This window comes from Mesorhizobium sp. M0293, assembly GCF_040321735.1.
GTDB lineage: Bacteria > Pseudomonadota > Alphaproteobacteria > Rhizobiales > Rhizobiaceae > Mesorhizobium.
This window is the reverse complement of the sequence record NZ_JAMYSA010000318.1, coordinates 1-619: the sequence shown is the minus strand read 5'-3', so window position 1 is coordinate 619 and position 619 is coordinate 1. Positions and strand designations below refer to the sequence as shown.

At 63.8% G+C, this 619-nt stretch carries 1 pseudogene; it reads right to left on the bottom strand.

The window, feature by feature from the left end:
• Window positions 1–394: pseudogene (locus tag NKJ06_RS35675) on the bottom strand (group II intron reverse transcriptase/maturase); the annotation flags it as partial.
• Window positions 395–619: the final 225 nt, after the last annotated feature.

The following is a 619-nucleotide window of genomic DNA, read 5'->3' as shown; positions in this document are numbered from 1 at the left end:
CCGGCACCCCGAGAGGCCGTTTACCGCCATCGGCTTTGGGAATGTAGACCCGCCGCACCGGCTGTGGCCGGTAGCGATCGGTGTGGACCCGTTCGCAGAGATCACGGATGTTATCCGTCAGCCCCTCTTCGTACTTCGCCACGGTCATCCCATCGACCCCAGCACTCGCCTGTCGCTTCTGTCGCCGAAACGCCCGGTAAAGGGCTTCTTCGTCGACGTGATGCAGCAGGGCCGTGAACCGGGTTTGGGCAGCCTGCTTGGCCGCCGCGTTCACCCGCTCGAGGTTCAGCGGCAAGGCAACCCGGCTCTGTGTCCGGACCTTGGCTTCCTCGCGCAGGCTCCCCTCAGGCTGGTCCCTTCCCTCCACTCGCCTCGTTTCCTTCGACGGCTTCACGGGTACTATGAACCAGTCCGACTCCCGACCTCAGCTCGGACGGCAGCTCTGGCAGTACCTTGCTGCTGTCCCCCGCTGGAGACCAATCCAGCGGACCCGGTCGGGCCTCTCATGTTCCGATGATTACCTTCCATGCGTGATCCGGCCATCGACCCCGACGGAGCGGCAACGTCTCGCGTAACGACGATGCTCATATTGCCTTCGTGACTAGGGAACACACTCGGC